19 protein-coding genes, 1 tRNA gene and 1 pseudogene are annotated in these 18,787 nt (G+C 57.3%); 7 read left to right on the top strand and 14 right to left on the bottom strand.

From position 1 onward, the window contains the following. Positions 1-369: 369 nt before the first annotated feature. The 5 genes from AKN84_RS01905 to AKN84_RS01885 all read right to left on the bottom strand — a co-directional run bounded on the left by AKN84_RS01905 (position 370) and on the right by AKN84_RS01885 (position 6,094). Positions 370-2,361, bottom strand: a complete 1,992-nt coding sequence (locus AKN84_RS01905) for an acyltransferase family protein (protein WP_050419102.1) — start codon at positions 2,359-2,361, stop codon at positions 370-372. Between the two features lie 237 nt (positions 2,362-2,598). After that, positions 2,599-3,432, bottom strand: a complete 834-nt coding sequence (locus AKN84_RS01900; protein WP_128970345.1) for a hypothetical protein — start codon at positions 3,430-3,432, stop codon at positions 2,599-2,601. 30 nt (positions 3,433-3,462) lie between these two features. Then, complete coding sequence (locus AKN84_RS01895; RefSeq protein ID WP_050419100.1) at positions 3,463-4,812, bottom strand: MBOAT family O-acyltransferase; 1,350 nt, start codon at positions 4,810-4,812, stop codon at positions 3,463-3,465. An 86-nt stretch (positions 4,813-4,898) separates the two neighbouring features. Then, positions 4,899-5,225: a hypothetical protein gene (locus tag AKN84_RS01890; RefSeq protein ID WP_050419099.1), complete on the bottom strand. Its 327-nt coding sequence runs from the start codon at positions 5,223-5,225 to the stop codon at positions 4,899-4,901. Positions 5,226-5,620: 395 nt separating this feature from the next. Next, positions 5,621-6,094 (bottom strand): PH domain-containing protein, encoded by a 474-nt coding sequence (locus AKN84_RS01885; protein WP_128970344.1) that lies wholly within the window; start codon positions 6,092-6,094, stop codon positions 5,621-5,623. Positions 6,095-6,327: 233 nt separating this feature from the next. Here AKN84_RS01885 and AKN84_RS01880 point away from each other — a divergent pair, with 233 nt between their 5' ends. Both AKN84_RS01880 and AKN84_RS01875 read left to right on the top strand, forming a co-directional pair. After that, positions 6,328-6,576, top strand: coding sequence for a hypothetical protein (locus AKN84_RS01880; RefSeq protein WP_050419097.1), 249 nt, complete (start codon positions 6,328-6,330; stop codon positions 6,574-6,576). Between the two features lie 202 nt (positions 6,577-6,778). Then, the gene (locus AKN84_RS01875) at positions 6,779-6,973 is read left to right on the top strand and encodes a hypothetical protein (protein ID WP_128970343.1); all 195 of its coding nucleotides are present in this window, start codon (positions 6,779-6,781) and stop codon (positions 6,971-6,973) included. Positions 6,974-7,221: 248 nt separating this feature from the next. Here AKN84_RS01875 and AKN84_RS01870 read toward each other — a convergent pair. Next, positions 7,222-7,683: pseudogene (locus tag AKN84_RS01870) on the bottom strand (phosphomannomutase/phosphoglucomutase); the annotation flags it as partial. Positions 7,684-8,019: 336 nt separating this feature from the next. Between AKN84_RS01870 and AKN84_RS01865 the strand changes: the two are divergent. Continuing rightward, positions 8,020-8,205 (top strand): hypothetical protein, encoded by a 186-nt coding sequence (locus AKN84_RS01865; RefSeq protein ID WP_050419094.1) that lies wholly within the window; start codon positions 8,020-8,022, stop codon positions 8,203-8,205. Between the two features lie 74 nt (positions 8,206-8,279). Here AKN84_RS01865 and AKN84_RS01860 read toward each other — a convergent pair whose 3' ends face one another. The 5 genes from AKN84_RS01860 to AKN84_RS01845 form a co-directional block, all read right to left on the bottom strand. Continuing rightward, entirely contained in the window at positions 8,280-9,302 is a 1,023-nt protein-coding gene (locus tag AKN84_RS01860) for a hypothetical protein (RefSeq protein WP_050419093.1), read from the bottom strand. 5 nt (positions 9,303-9,307) lie between these two features. Then, on the bottom strand, positions 9,308-10,714 hold the full coding sequence (locus tag AKN84_RS01855) for an MBOAT family O-acyltransferase (RefSeq protein WP_050419092.1): 1,407 nt from the start codon (positions 10,712-10,714) through the stop codon (positions 9,308-9,310). A 163-nt stretch (positions 10,715-10,877) separates the two neighbouring features. Further along, entirely contained in the window at positions 10,878-11,030 is a 153-nt protein-coding gene (locus AKN84_RS47155) for a hypothetical protein (protein WP_157863236.1), read from the bottom strand. 190 nt (positions 11,031-11,220) lie between these two features. After that, entirely contained in the window at positions 11,221-11,931 is a 711-nt protein-coding gene (locus AKN84_RS01850) for a hypothetical protein (RefSeq protein ID WP_050419091.1), read from the bottom strand. 324 nt (positions 11,932-12,255) lie between these two features. Next, on the bottom strand, positions 12,256-12,669 hold the full coding sequence (locus AKN84_RS01845) for a hypothetical protein (RefSeq protein WP_128970341.1): 414 nt from the start codon (positions 12,667-12,669) through the stop codon (positions 12,256-12,258). A gap of 757 nt (positions 12,670-13,426) precedes the next feature. Between AKN84_RS01845 and AKN84_RS44440 the strand changes: the two genes are divergently transcribed. Together AKN84_RS44440 and AKN84_RS47150 are read left to right on the top strand one after the other, a co-directional pair. Further along, positions 13,427-13,684, top strand: a complete 258-nt coding sequence (locus AKN84_RS44440) for a hypothetical protein (protein WP_128970340.1) — start codon at positions 13,427-13,429, stop codon at positions 13,682-13,684. 580 nt (positions 13,685-14,264) lie between these two features. Further along, positions 14,265-14,337 (top strand) — tRNA-OTHER (locus AKN84_RS47150). Positions 14,338-15,019: 682 nt separating this feature from the next. Here AKN84_RS47150 and AKN84_RS47145 read toward each other — a convergent pair. Then, positions 15,020-15,172 carry a hypothetical protein gene (locus tag AKN84_RS47145; RefSeq protein WP_157863235.1) on the bottom strand — a complete coding sequence of 51 codons (153 nt, stop codon included), beginning with the start codon at positions 15,170-15,172 and terminating at the stop codon, positions 15,020-15,022. Between the two features lie 1,011 nt (positions 15,173-16,183). Between AKN84_RS47145 and AKN84_RS01830 the strand changes: the two genes are divergently transcribed. Both AKN84_RS01830 and AKN84_RS01825 read left to right on the top strand, forming a co-directional pair. After that, a complete protein-coding gene (locus tag AKN84_RS01830; RefSeq protein ID WP_050419087.1) occupies positions 16,184-16,423 on the top strand; it encodes a hypothetical protein in 240 nt (79 codons plus the stop codon). Positions 16,424-16,542: 119 nt separating this feature from the next. Then, positions 16,543-16,971 carry a hypothetical protein gene (locus AKN84_RS01825; RefSeq protein WP_128970339.1) on the top strand — a complete coding sequence of 143 codons (429 nt, stop codon included), beginning with the start codon at positions 16,543-16,545 and terminating at the stop codon, positions 16,969-16,971. Between the two features lie 136 nt (positions 16,972-17,107). Here AKN84_RS01825 and AKN84_RS47140 read toward each other — a convergent pair whose 3' ends face one another. Together AKN84_RS47140 and AKN84_RS01820 are read right to left on the bottom strand one after the other, a co-directional pair. Further along, positions 17,108-17,269 carry a hypothetical protein gene (locus AKN84_RS47140; protein ID WP_157863234.1) on the bottom strand — a complete coding sequence of 54 codons (162 nt, stop codon included), beginning with the start codon at positions 17,267-17,269 and terminating at the stop codon, positions 17,108-17,110. Between the two features lie 66 nt (positions 17,270-17,335). After that, a complete protein-coding gene (locus tag AKN84_RS01820) occupies positions 17,336-18,184 on the bottom strand; it encodes a Wzz/FepE/Etk N-terminal domain-containing protein (protein ID WP_050419085.1) in 849 nt (282 codons plus the stop codon). Between the last annotated feature and the right edge of the window lie 603 nt (positions 18,185-18,787).

The following is an 18,787-nucleotide window of genomic DNA, read 5'->3' as shown; positions in this document are numbered from 1 at the left end:
TGCGTATCAGCAATCCTGGCTTATAAGTGAGACCCGGCAGCCCGAAGCCTGGTACGAAGCCTTAGATGCGTTCCCACAGGCTTTCCGAAACAGTCTCACCTCGCAGCATATTGCCGTCGAGGTAAGCTGGCGCCTCGAGCGAAACAGGAGACTGAATGTCTTGTAGGCGAACTGCGTAGCTGCCGGCGAGGAAGCGCGGATATCGGAAAATTCCGACGTGTCTCAGCTTGTCGGGTGTCTCGCTCTGATGGAAATTGCGCTCAGATCCGTTGAAGTGAAGCTGTAATGGCTTTATCAGTTCGTTTTTATCTTTTTGCCAGCGAAGGAGTGTATCGGATTAGTCAGCATCTGATGGGCCGTCGCCTAATGTCAAGGAGCACCTCCGTCCAAGCTCTCTACAAATGGAACAAGTTTCCTTGCGATACGAAAGCTTGAGTACTGCGAAATATGATCGGAATCGTCGTACAAGAGTCGTCCATCGAGCGATGACGAACACAGCCGGGCCTTCATGTCACACAGCAAATCCAAAGGGTCAAAGATGAGTAGGTCCTCTGGGTGTTTGCGCTTCAGCTTCTCCAGCAAAAGACGATATTGCGCGGAGAGTTCAAGAAATCGATCATAAGAGATCGAGCAGCCGTCTACGCGGCTTGCCTTCAAAACCCTGCGGAGGAATGGGATGGCGGTGACGCGAGAGAGGCATTCCTTTGGATCGTTAAGCGCTGGATTATCGATTGTTAAGACGACCTTCTTCCCGGCCTTGATCAGTCTGCTGGCTGCCTCGTTCAAGCCCGAGAATGCAATATCGAAATTCTTGCTCGCCGGCAGGTCGTCGATTGAAGTTGAGTTCTTGAGTTGAAAAAGTGCTCTCATAGCCGTTGTAAAAACCACGACCTTGATATCTCTGTTTGTTTCGAGCGCTTCTATCGTAGGTCTGATGAGGGCCTGATACGGCTCATATTCAGAAGCATCGCTTATCACGGGAACATTGGCGCCATGTGGGCCATTGCTGCCGAGGAAGACCCAGTAACCGGGCTGTCTGGTTTCACCGAAGACGCCCTTCCACAATGCGCCTGCCTTGCTATCTCCAATCAATGCATACCTGGCCGTACCCCGCGGATCATGGAAACAGAGTGCAAGCAATTTGCCAGCTTCCGGACTGACTCCACAGCCCTGTGCAATGTGAACTTTGTCTAATTCATCCCTATCGGCCGCGCCTGAGCGGGCAAGAGGATTGAGACTAACGACATGCCGGCCCTCGAAGCCATTGTCTCGCGAAGCGATAAATCCAACGATGCCAATTACCGTGAGGGCAGACGTCAATGCCCAAACATTTTCCCGTTCTCTTGGCCCGAACCGAATGGGCCTCTCTATCGATCGATAAGTTAGCCACGCGAGTGCGACGCTTAAAACGACCACGCTAATTCGAATCCCCGTCGAAGGGGTCTCCGAACCGACAATTCTCGCAAGGGAGAGGAGTGGCCAATGCCAGAGGTAAAGAGGATAGCTGATGAGGCCGATGCCAACGAACAGACGGTTCGCGAGCAACGGCGTGGCCGATGCTATGAGGAGCGCTGATCCGAGCGTCGGCCCTATTGCCAACCAGCCCGGAAACGGCATTCCCTCGTGAATGTAGAAGACCGATATAGCGATTATTGCGATCCCAAACACGCCGACCCACAGCCGGCGAAATACAGCCATCCATTTGAAGTCACGTTCGGCCAGCGCCAATACGGCCCCGATCGTTAGCTCCCAAAATCTTGTCGCTGGCGAGTAGAAGTCTGCAACGGGGTCGATGCCGCGATAGTGAATGTTCGCGGCGAATGAAGCCAAGAATATCGTCACCAAGACTAGCCACCAATTGAGGCGTAGTTTTCGTGCCGCCAGCAAGATCGGCGGCCAGACAATATAAAATTGCTCCTCGATGCCTAGAGACCACAAATGGAGCAGTGGTTTGGTTGCTGAGGCATTGTCGAAGTAGCCGCTCTCATGCCAAAGCAGAAAATTCGATGCGAATATTGCGGCTCCTGTAGCGTGCTTGCCGAGTTGCGCGTATTCGTCTCCAAGAAGGATGAACCATCCTGCTGTCATGACAGCCGCCAGAACGACTGCGAGTGCCGGAAGGATTCGACGGATACGGTGTTCGTAGAATTCCAAGAAGGAAAACATTGACGCGTCGATGCGGCTAAAGATGTTGCCTGAGATTAGGTAGCCTGAAATGACAAAAAAGATATCCACGCCGACGAAGCCACCGGGGAGCGCCTCGGGGAATGCGTGAAAAATGACGACCGTAGCTACGGCAACACACCGCAGTCCGTCGATATCTGGGCGGTATGTGGAAGACTGAGATAGTTTCATTGACATGACGCGCGCGTATCCCGGCCGTAACTAGAAGAAGTAAACGCCCAAGAAGGGTTTACCCGAAATTTAGGACTTGCCCAGCCGGCATAAAATATTGCGAAGCGACTCAAACTCAAGGCAATTGCTCGCGGTAGGCGTCACCCCTAAGGACTGGATTCTACGCCGATGTAGATTTCCAGAACATTCACCGCACTTGCGGATCGAGGCCACTAGTGAATTCGATTTGGCGCTATCGCGGAGTTACTGACCGCTACTTGTGAGAAGAATTTTGGCGCTGGCTTCTATGGCTCGGGCGAAGATGATTGCCGAACGAGTGTCAAAGTGAGCTCCGTCTGTCCATCGAAGTTCGGACATCTCAACGTTTGGCTCTAGCCAATTCTGATCTCGAAACGCCAACCTCACACGTTGTCTAGCTTTTGCGAAGAGCGGCTCACTCTCGAGTTGCGGTGACATGGGGACGTCGAGCAACGCAATTCTTGTCCCGCGCTTCTTCAAAGTAGAGATCATCCGGGTCATTTCGGTGAGATTGGCTTCGACGACAGCGCTCGGATAGTCAGCGAACGACGCAGCAATTGATCTCGCGAGTTGCGTTTGATTGACAGCGTCCGCCGCAGGCATCGACAGCATCTGGTCCTGGTCTCGCTTGGCCCTATCCTTGTCGGGCGGTGTGTGGATCAAATCTTCGTATTTTTGAGCGAGAATGCGGATCGGTCGGCCGAAGGTAGCCCGGCCACGGGATGCGGCAACGAGGAGCTTATCGACAGGGCGAACAATTAGGTTGGTCTCGATGATGACAAGTCTGGGGGATGTGGGTCGGTCTTCGATTATCGCAAGTCCAGTGATCGACGATTCTCCAGCCAAGGCGAGGTTGTCCACCTTCAAAGAAGAGAAATAGCTCTCAGATATCCTGAACAACAGTGAACTGCCGACGAGAACTACCGATGGATTTTCGTCGTTGATGTATTTTCTGATCGACAGCAGATTGTTCGCTTCAGTGGTCGTAACGAGCGGCTGATCGGCTCCTCCCGCCATCAATCGAAACGCCAGGAGGAGCAGGGCGACAGTGCTGATCAATTTGAGGATCCACGACGACATCGGGCGCGCTTAGAACTGGAAATAAATGAAGGCCGAGTCAGGGCCGGCTTCCACGAACATCAGGGCGACCAGCGCGCCATAGGCAAATGGCTCGACCGCACCCAAGAGCTTCGAATTAGATTGCACAGCAAAGTGCTGAACTATGACGGGCAACGAATAGGCAAACGCGAGGGACCGATAGATCTTCGGTGGGTTCGCGATCGTGCTCTCTTGAAAGAGGCCAAGAAAGTAGGACGAGGCATGCGCGAAGTCCGGCAATTTAAAGAATATCCAAAGAAGCGAGACAATGACGAAGATGACCGCGGCGCGTCCCGCGTCCAGCGCCGTCGAATTGATGCGGTCCATCCATGGCAAGAACGGCCGCTCGGCGGCCAAAAGCACACCATGCATCGATCCCCACGCCAGGTAACACAGGCCGGCACCGTGCCACAGCCCACCGAGCGCCAGCACGACCATCAAATTCAGATAGGTGCGGCCGCCGCCGTGGCGGCTGCCGCCTAATGGGATGTAGAGGTAGTTGCGCAACCAGCTCGAGAGCGAGATGTGCCAGCGGCGCCAGAATTCCGCGATGGATGTCGAGATGTAGGGCCGGTTGAAGTTCTCCGGCAACCGGTATCCGAACAGCAGCGCTAGACCTAGTGCGATGGACGAGTAGCCGAAGAAGTCGGCGTAGATCTGGAAGCTGTAGAGGAAGACCAGAAGCCACTTGTCCGCAGTCTTCAGGGTCTCAAAGAGAGGGTAAGCCATATAAGCCGTCATCTCATTGAGGTTGTTGGCGACGAACAGCTTGAAGAAGTAGCCCAAGACTAGCCACCTTGCGGCATCAATGGTCGGAACATCGGCCAGTAATTTCGGCTTGATCTGAGGAAAGAAATTGCGGGCCTGCGTGATCGGTCCAGACACAAGCTGCGGGAAGAAGATCACATAGAGAAAGACGTCGCTCAGCCGGCAGCGTATGTTCTGCTTTGACCGGTCGACTAGCAGGCTAATATTGTGAAAGACAAAAAATGAAATGCCGATCGGCAAGGGCAAATTGAGCAGGAAATCTCCCACGGGACTGCCGGTGGCGATGGGCGCTGCGAAGAAGATAAGCTTGTATTTGAAGAAAGCCAGCAGACCGAGATTGAAGACAATACCGAGTGGCAGCCACGCTCTGTTGCGGATTGTCAGCACGAGAAAGATGTAAGTGCCGATGACTGCTACGAGCAGGAGCGGCAACAGCTCGGGCTGACCATAAGCGTAAAAGAATACGCTTGCCGCAATCAATATCTGAACCTGAAATGCTGCGAAGATTGGCAGGTAGTAGAAAACAAGGACGGCAGCTACAAACAACGCAAAATACCAGGACGTGAAGGCCATTATTTGATGCCGCCGGCGGACTATGGGTCGGGATTTTGGTTTCTAGCATCTCAACCATCGATCGAGCAACATTCCGGCCGGTGATCTCAGGGTAGCCGACCAAAGGCGTCCATCTCACAAATCCTCGCACGCCGCGAAAGAACCGATGCCGCACCTTGCGCTCGGCGGATCTGGCGTGGTGAAACTCTGCTGATAACCTCTGCAACCAGCTTAGGGAACAGCTGCAAAAACGGATTTCTTCCGCTGTCTATCGAGCCCACAAACAAGAAACGCAGACCCAATACGCACAGCATCAAATTCATGCGGCGGGTTCCGGTCGCGTCAAGCAGAGCGCTGACGTCGCCGACCCATTTAATCACGTCGGATGAGAGTGGGTCCTCCTCCAGCGCGGAGGCGGACGGTAACTGCATCATCGATCTCACCAATCGATGGCGTAGCTCCTCAAGAGGAATAGCGGGCGTTCCGGGCAATCGCATGAATCCCCCCGATGATGTCCACAGCTATACACGACACGTAGGCGTTGCCGGACTGGCGACTATGGTGCAAGCTCCAAGGGGTGGATCCGGGCGCTTCCCGAAGCCACCCCCGCAGGGAGCCATCTCGGTGGGCTTGGAGGGCCGGCGACGCAACCGCCGGCCTTCTGCATTTCCACTGAGCGAATCCAACGTAAGCCCCAACTGCCCGCGGTAAGGGAGCGATGTTCGGGTTATGCACGATTCACACAATGAGGCGTGTAAAAGCCGCCAAACGATGCTTGCGCTTGACCTCCGCGGCCGTGACCGAGCTCGACAACACGGATCCGAGTGTATTACGACCGAGTGCACGCCGTCAGATCTCCGAACGCAGCTTTGCGCAGTTCGATCGGAGCGGACACGTTGCGCATCGGCTGTAAGCCTACCCCGGTGCCGCGCACGACGACCGTTCCAAAATCAAAGATGCGGCCCAGGACCGTCTGCTTGACGTCCAGTCCTTCAATGCGGTTGAAGTTGATTTCGATAGTGTCTCGAGCGATGAGACCTCGCTTCAAAACAATGCGACGGGTGGTGACAGCTATTTCGGTGGTCGCCCAACTGATCAATGCTTTCACGAGAGCGATTACGCCGACTACACCGAACGCGAAGAACACGAAACCAGCAATCGGGCTCTTCTTGTTTCCCAGGTCAGCTGCAGTGAATGCAGCAATAGCCAAGACGGCGATCGGAGCGGCGAATATTATCCAATGCAAGCCAGTCTCGTAGAGTACCTCTTCGTTAGGTCCCAATACGCGGTCAATATATTTCATCAAAACGCTCCCCTCCAACGGCTAATCCAGCCGCAACCCGAGGGCGAGTGCAAGGGACGAAACCGCGGCGTGACAAGCGATGCGGCGGCTTCGGATCATATAGAGTCCCACAAACCTAATGAGACAGTCAGGCCGCGGGCAGCCCCGCTCTGTGCCGCGCTACTAGGCGGGAACCCCGCAAGCGCGTGCTTCCTGGACTTAAGCGCTTCCACTGCAGCTCGAGCGGGCCTCGCGTGCCTGGCGAGCGCAAGCCGGTCGATACGCCCGACCTCGAGCTCGACGCCGGCGAGGTCGAGCGGCTCTGGAAAACCGATCGTGCGGCGCTGTCAAAGGTGAACGCCTGCCTGCGGCGCGCCGTCTGCCAATACCAGGACACGCGCGAGGGCATCGGTCGGGTCGAGGGCGTGTCGTGCGACAGCGCGGCGCCGGCGGACAAGCCGTCGCGTGGTTTCAGCGTGTTCAAGCGAAAGAAAGCGGAATGAGCGACGAGGCGACGCAGGCCGCGTTGCGGGAAATGGCGGAAAAGATCGGCGGTCTCATTTCGACCGTCAGCAGCATAGAGCGGACCTGGCGAGCGCACGAGAACAGCGCCTCGGCGGGGCGGCGTGAGCTGCATCAGAAGGTCGACCAGCTCCGTAACGATATGTCGTCCAAGGTCGACGGGTTGCGCGGGACATGGCGAAGATGGGCACGCAGGTCGAAACTGCGATCAAGGATATCGCGGAGATGAAGCCTGTCGTCGAGGTGGTCGAGAACGTCACGGTCCAGGCGACGGGTGTGCGCAATGCCGGTCGCTGGCTTTATTGGATCGCGGTGCCGCTGAGTGGCGGCGTCGGTTGGATCATCACGAATTTCGTCGATATCCACCTCAAGCGCTGATGTTCCGCATCATCGTCGTCGTCGCACTCGCGCTGATCTGCTCGAGCGCCACGCCTGCCGCGCGCCTAATGGGGCCGGGATTTTTCTATTGGAGATCCAATCCAGCCGTCCAGAACCCGAACGCTTAACAGCTCGAAAGATCGTCCTCCTGGCTCAGCCTTGCCGGATCGGCCAGCTTGGGCCAGTTCGCGGCTACAACCGCGCAGTCTTCGGCTGCGCTGGAGCTGATGATCTTGTAGCCGTCTCCGTTAGACCAGTAGAGGTATTGCGCCTTGATTGTACGCGCCGACCTCGGGATGCGTGCGCAGCACCGGATCCATCGCTTCGAACATGTCGCGCATGCGCTGCTCGCTGACCGGGCTTTCGACCACGACCACGAGCTCCGGCTTGTTCGAGGATGCGCGCACCAGGCCCCAGCTGCCGTCCTCGACCGTGACGCGCACGCCGTTGACGGTGACGAGATCGCGGATGTTCTGGCCCGCGACCTTGCCGCCGTTCTGCTGCAGCGTCTCGAAGTGCTTCACCACGGCATCGACGACGCCATACTTCGCCTCGTCGGCGCAATGCGGCGACATGGTCGGCGACGACCAGGTCTTCGGCAGCGCGTCCTTCAGATCGGCCATCGACTTGCCGGGGGCGTGGTCGAGCATCTCGCAGATCGCAATCGCCGACACCAGGCCGTCGTCATAGCCGCGGCCGAATGTCTCGTGCGAAGGCAAACCTGACTGCGGTGCGAGATAAGGCTAACGTTAGGTCTGCGGAAAGCGCAGCTGGCTTGGGGCTGGCGGCACACCGCGGACGGCTAGGCATGGGTGCGCGAGGCCTAGGAGCGCCGGGTCGGGTCGATGTACGGCGCGTGGTACTCGGGCATTGTGGCGAAGATTTGCGACAGGGCCCGATGCGGTGACGGTGGGGCGGTGACGTAGGCGCTGCGGACGGCATTGAACAATGCTGTTGCGTTCTTGCCTACGGACAGAACGGGGCGAACGCTGTTAGTCTCTTTTCGCTGCCGAACGGGTCGGCCGGAGGGCATTACCACAACGAGCTTGCAACATCTCGAATTCGAAGCACTGAAAATCATTGCGGCACTGGAGGACATGAACGACAACAAGGTGGCGCTCGCTGCCGCCCGCGCACTCGCCGAAGCACTGGCCGATGTTATTGAGGAGGGCGCGCCGCGAAGATCGCAGCGCAAACGCGGCATTCCTCATCAGCTAAACGGTCGGCGGTAATAAGCCAGCGCGCTGGAGAAGCGGCTGGCACGCAATCCTGTCACGTAAAAACGCACACTGCTTCCCGCCTTGAATTATCGGAGCTTACTTAGATATCGTGCTTCTGCAGCGGATTTGTCTATAGGGCGATGTTGCAGACAGGCAGCCAGCGCTTCCGTTCGCAGCTCAGCTCCAAGAACTCCCAGATGGTATCGGGTCTCTAAGAAAAGAGAACGATCGAACTGAAAGTTCGCGGCGTCGCAAATGATCGGTAGCCCTGCCGACAGTAACTTTCCTTTCAGGCCGTCCACAATCGCACGGTGCGGTTCTGATTGGAGATCGAAGGCTTCGTTTCGTATGGAAACAGGCCAAGTCAAAAGGAATCTCGCTCCACGTTTCTCCAACGTTTGCTTGAGTTCGCCGAGCTGATCCAAAGCGTACTGCGTGAGTTCGCCTCTCGTGTAATCAGCAGGTCCAACAAACGCAGGCCCGGCTTCTCCCACTAGGATGTCGCCTCTGGCGTTCATGGACCGGTAGGAATAACCATGCCAGGACACAATCCCTGTGATTGAGTTTCGTTCGACTGCAGCTAGCACTTTGCTTTCTGGGTCCTCCGGTATTCGGCGTATCAACGTCCTTAGCAGCAATGTCGAAAAGGACGAATTCCGAAAGTAGCTCACCAACGTCGGGAGATCCCAATCGACATAACGAGCTCCCCAGCTTTGCATGTTGGCCACTTGCCAGCTTGTGAGACCGGATGTCTCCGCGTAGTAGGCAAACTCTAGCGGCATGATCACGGTATCGCCGGCCTTCGCGTGTTTAAGCGCTAAATTGATGTGAAAACTCAACGCGAGCCCCGCGTGACCGGCAAGGTTGACAACGGGCTGGCCTATGATCCTTTCCAGCGCCTCGCTGTCAAAGCCGAACAGGGCATTCGACCCGCTCACGATCAATGTTTTTGGTCCGGAAATCTGTTCGGCGCGACGCTCCTTCACAAAATAGACGTTCCGTAGCCAGTGCTCTGCCCGCTCATATCTTCCGAGGGACAAGATCCACATCAAGGGGATGATCGCTAGCGTTAAGCCCGCAGATTTGAGAAATAATGAAATGCGGTGCATGGCGATCAGAAATTGAAATAGAGAAACTGCGAGGCGCCGGCGGTGACAAACGACATGGCTACCAGGCTTATCGCGAGCGCCGCCCCGGAAATTACGCTGCTGCGTTCCTCATGGTCGGATTGGGTACAAAAGACGACCGTAGGCTTTCCTAGAAGGACGATTCCGAGGGCGACGCCGATCAGGATGGTTGCGTAGCGTTGGTCAATGTCGAACATCTTAAAGAGGGAACCGTCGCCTAGATCAGCCATGCCGGAAAGAATCCGACGAGCCGAGGTCATATCTTTTGCCCGAAAGAATACCCAGGCAATGTTGACGAAGTTGAATGTCAGAAGCCATGCCAAAATTGTCGGCATGGTCCTTCCAGCTTGCGACCAGACCCGATGAACGACTACGGCAGCGCCGTGCATCGCTCCCCAGATCACGAACATCCAGCTAGCGCCGTGCCAAAGGCCTCCAATTAGAAAGGTCAGGAAGAGATTGGTGTATGTCGCGAGCTTGCCATGTCGATTACCGCCGAGGGGAATATAGAGATAGTCACGCAGGAACCGGCTCAGCGTGATATGCCATCGTCGCCAGAAATCCTGGATCTCGATTGCTTGGTATGGGGAGTTGAAGTTGATCGGCAGCTTTATGTTGAAGATCAGCGCCGAACCAATCGCCATATCCGCGTATCCACTGAAGTCGAAGTAGAGTTGGAAGGTGTAGCTCAGGCTAGCGACCCATGCCCCAAGGCATGTGATACTGGTTGTGTCGTCAAACCCGGAATCGGCGAACACGGCGAAGGTGTCTGCAATCATCACCTTCTTGAATAAGCCTATGCTCAGGACAGAAAGTCCAGTTGCAATGCTCCCATAGTCGCGCGGGCTTAGCTTGCCGGCGAATTGCCGCACCATTTCCTTGTGGTGAACGATAGGCCCTGCGATGAGTTGCGGGAAGAATGTGACGAACAACGCATAGTCGAGGAAGTTGTACCCGACTGTTTCGGCGCGGTAGCTGTCTATGAGATACGCGATCTTCTGAAACGTGAAAAAGCTGATCGCCAAAGGAAGCGCGATCCGGGCCAAGTGAATGTCACTGCCGGTCAGGTTGTTCAGGTTGTCGACGAAGAAGTTTGCGTACTTGAAGTAGCCCAGTAGCCCGAGATTGAAGACGATCCCCGCTGCCAGTAGGCCCTTCCGTCCTTGCTGCGAGATGCGAGCGATACTGAGCGCTGTCCCCGTGGCATAGTTGACGAAAATCGAGAACGTGATGAGAGGCAAATACGCCAAGCCCCACCACGAGTAGAACGCCAAACTCGCGATAACCAGCCAGACTTTCGCACTCGTCATCCAGCCTTGACGGATCAGTGTAAAGTACAAAATGGCCGAGATTGGCAAGAAGGCCAACAGATATTCGTACGAATTGAAGAGCACTCAGGCCCCCTTGCTAGAAGGGGGTGGAAACTACCACCCACAACCAATCCGAGCAACAAGCAGCCAGCGCCCTAAATCGCGCTTCCAAGGCTGCAAGTGATTACGCTGCAACTGCGCGAGGCCGGCTGAGGCGCCCAACCGGTCTGAGGGGGCCTGAGATCTATCAAGCCCGCACCGTCGTAGCCCGTCCCTGAAAAGAGGCGGGCCTTTGGTTCGGGCATCGCGCATAGGGTGTATGCGTGTTCGGATTTGTCCATTGCGCCTGTGCGGCGGTTGCTGCGAGCATCAGACCGCCGGTCAAAATGAGCTTCTTCATGATCAGCCTCCCCAGTTTGGCGTTTGACAGTGGTTAGATCACGCCGCCGTGTCCGTATGCAGCCACGGGTTAATACGGAAGGTCGCTGCTACTAAGGTCGAAGCTTGCGAACCTTTGTGTTCACTTTTTCAAACTAGCTCGTCGATGTCGCGGTTTCGGCGAGTCTCTGCGACCAACTGAGCCTGCCGGTCTAGTGATTGGTGGGCTCTTTTTTTGCATCTCCCAACGGCGGCAACTTCGGCTTCGGCGGGCGATCCTTTGCGCGCTTGTGGTTGAAGTGTCCACGCGTCGGCATCGGGATTCTGTACTTCTTGCAAACCTCGCGCAGCGCGCGCTCCGAGATGCTTAGGTCCGCTGCTACCCGGGCCATGGTTTTGCGCCAGACGGCGGCGAAAAGTTTGCCCCGAGTGATCGGCAGCTGCTTGCGGCCGACCAGGATTTGCGATCGCGCGCGGTTGCGCTTGATACCGTGCGCCTTTTCAAATGCCTTCGTGGCCTTGTCCTCGGCGATCTGCTTGAAGCGCGCGACGCTGGCGCCATGTCGGTGAGGGAAGGGCGCATATTGCTTCTTCCGGGTGTGGAGCTTCTTCGCCCACCGGTGCTGCTCCTCATTGTCGAACGGATAGAAGGGCAGCTCGACCGGTGCCACCCATGGCCGGCCGCGTGGCCCCTTACGATCCGGGTGCGGTTCGAAGTCCCACCACAGAGCATCGCGGATCCGCTCGCGGTGTTCGTTGGATGCCAGGCGATCGATAGCCTCCGCGGAGAATAGAGACTGACCGAAAGCGTTTCGTCCGACGGGAACTATGATGCCGATCTCGAGTAATGCGTCGATCTCATATTTCCACAGCTTGAGGTGAGTGATGACGGTGTGCGCATCATAGACTTTCTGCTCGGCCATTGAGCTCTCCACACGCGTGGTTTCGCGAGATGGGAGCGCTGATGGCACGTGTCTGTCAAATGTGAGAGTTGAGATTTTGTGAAGCACATCGTGCTTCAATCGCTTATCGGCGTTTTGTCGAGTTTGTTTGGTTTTACGATTTTGAGAGACGTTGAATGGTTGCGCAGGGTTCAGTTTGCGAAACGCGCGTCAGCGGGGCCGGGTACAGGGAATTTACTGACGCTGGCGGAACGGTTTTGTCGGGACGCGACCTCGCTCGCCGAACTCAAATTCGGTTGGCGTTGACAGCCTTAAGTGACAGCGGTGACAGTTCGAATGGTGACGCTACGGCTTCGTCGGGATGCGCACGCCGGCGGCCGCCATCGCCCGCGTTAGATCATCCCGGCCGAAGAGGTCGAACCGCTCGCGCTCGAATAGCGCCGACGCTCGCTGCTTGATGAACTCGTCGGCTTTGTCTTGCCCATAACGCTGCGCGACTTCGTTGTACTCGCGATTCAGCTTCGCGATCGTGCGATCTGCCGCCCAGCCTACGATGGATTGCTCGATCCGGACGACCCAGTACGCGAGGAACAGCCCGGTGCCGGCGACGAATAGCCCCATATAGGCCGGCTCGAGCCAATTGTTCGGTACTTCGTGCGCTTGCAGGATCACATAGGCCCACGCCGAGGCTTCGCCCGACCAGAAGATAGCCGCGCCGACGGCGACACTCAGCAGGGCAATCGCTGTTGCAAATCCCAACGTGAAGACGGTGATGAATTGACCTCGTGGCATCCGGAATCCCCCGTTCTGGAGCTCAACGCCAGATTGCCGTGAACGGCGCCTGCATGCAAGGCCGTCTGATGGCCGTTCAATCGAGGTAGGACGGCTGCTGGCCGTTTGACCGCCAGTTCTGCCTTCCACACTAGCCGGGCCCGCTCGCGCGCCTCAGGGCTCATCGGAGGGCTTCTCGGTGCTACGCGAGGCGTTTTCGGCTTGGCCTTCTTCGCTGCTGCCTTCTGGACCTTCTTCACCGGCGCGGGGACGCCGGGAGCGTGGTGGAGCTTGCACCGCTTGTTCAGCCGGCCCCTCCGAAGCATCGTCTTCGTCGTCACGGCATCGAAGGTGCGATTGCACCCAGGGTGAGCGCAGATCGACCGATATCGGATCATCTCGAGATATCGGTCGTCCCGGGTCCAATGGTCCTTCGTTCCGAGGATCTCGTAGCGCTGTCCGCGGGATTTGAAGCGGCGGCCAGGTTCGAACGGGTTCATGCGGTCCTCTCAGCCAAACGGGCCATGAGCGGCAAGCGTCAGCGGTGTCAGCGGATTCCGCCCAGATGAGATAGGAGGAGAAATAGCAGGAGGAGGGGGTAAAAAGCCTTGATATTCTCGCGCGCGCAAGTGACACCGCTGACGGTCACACGCTGGCCGGGTCTTCAGACCGTCAGCGGTGTCAGCGCCTGTCAGCGCGGTACGGCAAGAGCAGCGCGCGATTTTAGATGCGACGGTGCGGTGCGGTGACGCTGACAGCGGTGACACCCGCTGACGCCGCTGACGGGGTGCGGCGATCACTGAATACGTCCTTCGGCTGCCCGCCGGCTTGCTGCCGCGGTCGCAATCTCGCCGCGAATGGCGGCACGACGCTCCGTTTCGGCGCGCCTGATTTCATCGAAACGCCCATCATGGACCGCTGGATTGACCTTTCAACTTGCCGGGTCGGCGCACGTCAGTTTGAGCCATCCCTCGAGTTCGAGCCGAGCCATCACGGCGAGTAGCTGCTTCCGATTCCTTCCGAGGCTGCGCGGCCGCGCCCTTCCGACATCCCTGGCGGATATTTTCTGGATGTCGCAAGCGAGGATGTGTCCGGCGATCCAACGGACCTCATGATCGTTGCCGGTATCGTCGGCATCGGCGTGACTCGAACGAAGGTCCGCGTGCTTTTGGACGGCAACAAGCACCCAATCACATTCCACGTTTCCTTCTTGGAAGTGGAGCAAGAGGGGCAAGGCGCCTAGCCGTGAGCAAGATCAGGTGAAGTGCGCTCTTCATCGTCTCGTTGCCGCCGGCGCCGGCGCATCTTTGCCTGGATCGCCTTGGTCGCCTTTGTCACCCCGGTCACCCTTGTCACCGTTAGGGCCAGGTTCTCCTTTTTCGCCCCTCTCGCCCTGTGCACCTTGCGCACCCTTTTCGCCCTGAGCACCGGCGGGACCGGGAGGACCTTCGAAGCAGCCTCGACCGCCCTACAGCAACGCCGCGTCGCAGGTCGCATGGTCCACAGCGCGGCCGGCGATCAATAAAATTGATTTCCGCTCCTTTAGGAGCTGAAAAGCGTTTGCTGCCTGTGTTCGGAGAGCTGCGGGCCAGCTCTAGGTTGAGCGCCGCCCTGTCCAAGGGCGGAGATATGGTTCGACTCCATAGGTCCGCTCCATTGGCCGTTCTGCGCGGCGGCGTCCAAACTTGCAATGACAGCCCGCATATCGGTGGCCAATTCGCGATAGTGAGCACCGAGCCTCCGATAGAGTTCACGGTTGCTGACTTCCAGCGATCGGCTAGCGATTAGCTCGCACTCGTCGGCGAGATTTTCAAATCGTTCGAGCTTCGCTTGGAAGCAGACATGGCGCGTCCCTGACTCTTACTGAGGGGAACCTAAATGCTACTCCACTGGTTGCGTTTAGAGAAACGCACTCATGGAGTGGAACTAAACTTGTTCCCGACGCGGGAGTGACGCGGTGCGGGGGCCGATGCGGTTCATGTGCTAGCGTTTTGCTCGCGCTTCCAGTACCGCCAGCGTCGTTTGGCTCACGGTACGGTCCTCGAACGGGGGAGCGCCGTTGACGATCGCACCGCAAAAGCTGATTTCTGACCAACTCGGAGCCCTCAGCGCGCGTGTTAACTCATTGGAATCGGCAAGGGCCGAAAGGCGGCTTCTGCCCCCAAAACGCACCAAGCGATAGGTGGCTCGGTCAGCGTGGACGGAGAAGGTGAAGCGAGGCCATTTTCCGCCCGGTCGCCTGAGTGCGAAGCCGGCAGGGCTATTGGACGCCCCGCACTCGCGTACAACGGCTAGGTCAAGGTGCCGGTTATGACGGTGGGGCAGAGCGCGAGGTGCATCAACTCTGCGGCCTCCGGAACGGCACTACGTCACCATCAGCGGCGCGGATCACAACCTTTGCCAGATCCATTATCTTGAAGCCACGATCGGCCAGCATGTCTGCGACGCCCTGACGGTCCATCTCATGAACAATTGCCTCGGCGACCTTCATCAGGCGGGCGGTCTCGGCGGCGACGTCATATGCTATCTTTCAGGCGCCCGGCCGCGACATCGAGGTGTCCAATCGGACCGACGCATGACGCAGCTCCAAACAAACTAAGGTCCCATGTCAAATTTAGTGACTTGAGCCCGCTGAGTCGAATCGCGCTGTTCGCTCGCAGCTCTGATCACCAGATGCCTAGCTGGGCCCATTGTGTTCTGCTCGTCGCCTTAACCGGCGTCGGGATTTTCTTTGTTGGATCGTTCAGTCGAAAGCAACCGCGGAAGTGGTGCCATCTGCGGTCGCGAAGGTCTCGGCTCTTCTTCCTGCTCGGCCTGAAATCGCTCGAGCCGGCGTCTAGCGATCAATCCGGCCACTACTAGTGCAAAGCCAATGGCAATCATCAGCGCCGGGATCAGTCTGCCCCAATCGGAAGCTAGCGCAGCCAATTGAGCCTCCACGCCGCGACAGCTGATGGGGAAAAAGCGGCACCGCGAGGCATAAAAAGTAACATGCGATATTCCGAAAAACGGCAATGAACGGTGAGCTATAATGAAGCCGAATATCGCATTGTAAAGTGTAGGGAGGCCGGCTTGCTTATGCTTATTCGGTTTTCAGCCTGTTCGCCATCGCCGCTCCGTAGCTGTCTCCCCGGCCGAGTTCGGTGATTTTTTCGGGGAATTAACGTGGGTTATTTCCGGCTTCGCGTGCTTTTGACTGCGCGATCGGAAACAGAGTCCCTGCAGATCTCCGGATTGACCGCCGAGCCCGCGCGTGTAATCCCTAAATTATTTCGCTTTCAAGTCTTTAGGGGGGGGCCTTGAAGTTTAGTTTCGGAAGGGCGGTCATATTCGGAGCCGTCATGATTTCTTTTTTGGGCCTTGCTGCTGCTGTTACTGATGTTGCAGAGGTCTTGCAGCGTTGGCTCGATCGGCGCGGATATCTCGATGATTCCGATCAGGCTTCGCCTGGTTACTTGGCGTCATTGGGGACGTCGTCGCCCAACCGTGGTATCCAGCCCTGGTGTTCGTCATTGCCTTTGTGGCGGGCTGGTCGGCGTATAGGTTCCTGCGCTCTTTTGCCAGCCATACAGAAACGCAGGCCATGGCTATCACCGACAGCGAAGCAGCATACGTGGAGAAGGTGCGGGACGATCGCGAGGCCTGGCGCCTGAGGGTGCTCGTCGAGGAGATCAAGCTCACGCTGCAAAACGACTGGCCGGCCGACACCAAGGTGCACTGGCTCATCGAACGGCTCGGCTAAAACCCACCTGCGACTGCACCCGGGCGCGAATGGAGCAGCATTGTCATTGCTGTCACTGGCGCCCGGAACCAACATGTGTTTGGATGATTAGGTCCGTCATCTGTAACTCGGGATCACTCATGACCGACGACCGCTCAACTCCCGCCGACGCTCGGCCGGGATCTACACTGCCATTGATGGTGGCTATCCTCGCCCTCATCGTCGCTGCCGCTGGGCTTTGGATGAGCTACGGTAACGCAACAAAAATTGCAGCCACACAACAGCAAGCAGCGGTCGCGCCTCCTCCGGACCCGGCTATTGAGCAGATGAAGCAGACCTTGTCTTCGCTGCAACAGGCAGTTCAGGGTTTGCAGGAGGATCAGCAAAAGCTCGGTGCCCAAGTCGGCGATGTCCAGCAGAAGACGTCTGCACGACAGGGCGAGCAAAAGCTGATATCTGACCAGCTGGGCGCGCTCAGTGCGCGAGTCAACTCACTGGAATCGGCAAGGGCTGACACTCCCGCTGCAGCATCGCAACCCGCTCCAGCACCGCAAAAACGTAAGCGATAGCCCTTCGGGGTGCTGCTCAGCCAGCGGTTGCATGTGGATGTCAGCTGCTGCTATAATTGTGCAGCCCCTGTAATCCGCGTTCAGGAGGCTGGTCGTGGGCGCCCCAGCTTTGTACGGGCTGGGGCGCTGGCGTCTGTTAATTCTTGTGCTCCAGCTCCGCGATCGCCCGGCGCAGCTTGATCTCAAGGCACCGCGCGCAAATCAGCTTGCCGTCTCCGGTTGGTGGCGCGAGAACAGCCAGCTCCTCTGGCGCATAATCTTCCTCGCAGTAATCGCAGAAGACATGTTCGAACATCATGCGTCTGGTCATGTGCTTGTAGTTGCACCATGGCCGTAAAGCCATGGTGCTGCTCTGCTCCTGATCTTACTCAACTGCAGCTGGGAGCATTCGAATCGAGCGCCCGAGCAGAAGTATCAGGAGTAGTAGCTCGGCTGCGATTGCTGCGAGCAGGCCCCAGCGAGCGGCATGAGATGGGTTAGGAGCATCGGGCAGGTTCGGCGGGCTAAACACCGCGTCCTGCGAGGCCCCGAGCGTCTGCCTTTTTAGGTCCTCAATTCGTTGACTGGCTTGATCTATCTTGGTGATAAGAGCGATGGCCGGGGTCAAGGCATCCTCCGAAAGCGTGTTCTCGGCGTGCAACATGGGCGGCGACGCCTTCTTGATGATGTTGAGCAGATCAGACATTTGCGGAATCAATTGTTCCGTTCGAGCAATCTCGTCGTTCAGTGACCGCAGTTTAATTGGCGGCGGGATTGTTGCTTCAAGCCACGCTTCTATGAACGCCGCATTGATGGCTTGCGCCATCGCCGGATCGGGGTCGGTTACACTAAGCCGGTACAGTGGCGATGTCTTAGGGTTTTGGTTTGGCGGGACGGAGAGCGACCGTTTGCTGTCGAGTGCGCGGCGGCGATCCTCGGCGGTCGCGCCGTCGACCTTGAATTTGGCGAGTATTTGATCGAGGACGGAAGCAGTGCTCATGATGGCGTCGGTGGCCCGTGCCGAGTTCTCTTCAAGCCGCAGGTAGGCCTGGCTAGTATACTCCTTGGTTCGGAAGCTCGCGTAAGCGGCGGCAAGGGTACCTGCAATGAGCGGCACCACGATCAATGCAACAACGTTTTTGCAGACCACCGCATAGATTTCGCGGATGGCTGCCTCTAGAATACCGGTTTCATGAAGCTGCGGTTCTTGAAAATGGCTTGAAACTGACGTCACTTCGTCTAATCCCCTTTAATTAGTCCCCTTTATTGAAACAATTATCGCCCCAGAACGTGGTCGATCGTGAAGGCCCGTAGCTTGTTCGACGATGCTTAAATCAAGCGCCTATGCTGTGGGCAATCACGGGTTAATACGGAAGATCAGCATTGCTAAAGTCTAACGGTTCTTCGCCAGCCTTGTTCCGCATTCTGCAACCAAGCAACGGGGGTCTCTCGGGTGAAGGACGTTTCGCAGCCTCAGCCCGATTTCCTCAGCTAAACTTATGCAAAGCCGTCGGTCGACGCCCATGCGCGATCGCGCCGGTCAGTCATGAAGGCCTTGAACGGAAACCGACCTAGGCTGGATCGCATGCTGTAGATCCGGTGGCTCGAGCTCGCGAAACCTCCTTCTTCAGCGCCTTTCGGTCGCCCCTCAGAGAGGGGCGTGGGGTGGTGTTTCGATGTTTCGAGGCCATGAGCGCCCATTATCGCGCGGAGTTCCGCGGGCTGGAAGCCGCTAGGAATTGTTGCCCCGCTTGGCTGGCTAGAGCAGATTCCGATCACGCTGAACCATATCCTGCGGCCTGGAAGTAGTTTGAGCATTCTTGCGGTGTGAAGGTGC

It is taken from the genome of Bradyrhizobium tropiciagri (assembly GCF_001189845.1).
Lineage (GTDB): Bacteria > Pseudomonadota > Alphaproteobacteria > Rhizobiales > Xanthobacteraceae > Bradyrhizobium > Bradyrhizobium tropiciagri.
Note: the sequence above shows the minus strand (reverse complement) of the source record. Positions and strands in the feature narration are given on the sequence as shown.

Excerpts from the sequence above, each read along its gene's own strand:
- AKN84_RS47145 (WP_157863235.1), bottom strand. The coding sequence starts at position 15,172 with ATGAAGGTCGCCGAGGCAATTGTTCATGAGATGGACCGTCAGGGCGTC.
- AKN84_RS01890 (WP_050419099.1), bottom strand. The coding sequence starts at position 5,225 with ATGATGCAGTTACCGTCCGCCTCCGCGCTGGAGGAGGACCCACTCTCA.
- AKN84_RS01825 (WP_128970339.1), top strand. The coding sequence starts at position 16,543 with ATGACCGACGACCGCTCAACTCCCGCCGACGCTCGGCCGGGATCTACA.
- AKN84_RS01905 (WP_050419102.1), bottom strand. The coding sequence starts at position 2,361 with ATGTCAATGAAACTATCTCAGTCTTCCACATACCGCCCAGATATCGAC.
- AKN84_RS01875 (WP_128970343.1), top strand. The coding sequence starts at position 6,779 with ATGGGCACGCAGGTCGAAACTGCGATCAAGGATATCGCGGAGATGAAG.
- AKN84_RS01850 (WP_050419091.1), bottom strand. The coding sequence starts at position 11,931 with ATGGCCGAGCAGAAAGTCTATGATGCGCACACCGTCATCACTCACCTC.
- AKN84_RS01885 (WP_128970344.1), bottom strand. The coding sequence starts at position 6,094 with ATGAAATATATTGACCGCGTATTGGGACCTAACGAAGAGGTACTCTAC.
- AKN84_RS47155 (WP_157863236.1), bottom strand. The coding sequence starts at position 11,030 with ATGAAGAAGCTCATTTTGACCGGCGGTCTGATGCTCGCAGCAACCGCC.
- AKN84_RS01860 (WP_050419093.1), bottom strand. The coding sequence starts at position 9,302 with ATGCACCGCATTTCATTATTTCTCAAATCTGCGGGCTTAACGCTAGCG.
- AKN84_RS47140 (WP_157863234.1), bottom strand. The coding sequence starts at position 17,269 with ATGATGTTCGAACATGTCTTCTGCGATTACTGCGAGGAAGATTATGCG.
- AKN84_RS01895 (WP_050419100.1), bottom strand. The coding sequence starts at position 4,812 with ATGGCCTTCACGTCCTGGTATTTTGCGTTGTTTGTAGCTGCCGTCCTT.